General features: G+C 62.7%; 1 protein-coding gene. It reads right to left on the reverse strand.

Features of this window, described 5'->3' with window-relative positions; all coding sequences use genetic code 11:
* Positions 1-276: CocE/NonD family hydrolase C-terminal non-catalytic domain-containing protein (locus tag SAZ04_RS21975; RefSeq protein WP_332699691.1), on the reverse strand; the 276-nt coding region annotated here is incomplete at both ends.

Raw genomic sequence — 276 nt, forward strand, 5'->3', positions numbered from 1 at the left:
TGTCCGCCACGAATGCGCCGGCGCTCGGCTTGTCGGATTTGGACAGATCAAAATAGAACTTGGTCCAGCGGGTGCGCGCGAGCGGCCATTCGTTCTCGTCGCGCCACTCGATTTCGTCGCGGCCCTTGCGGATCGCGAGCTTGACCGGCGGCTCGTCCATCACCCCGTTGTCGATGTCCTTGAGCCAGTAATCCAGGAAGCGCAGCTGATCGCGTCGCCCCTCCTCGGTGTAGAATGGGTGCACGTGCGAGCCGGTGTGGATGCGCAGCTTCTTGT

The sequence above is a fragment of the Halalkalibacter lacteus genome (assembly GCF_036663595.1).
Taxonomy (GTDB): domain Bacteria; phylum Bacillota; class Bacilli; order Bacillales; family Bacillaceae_D; genus Halalkalibacter; species Halalkalibacter lacteus.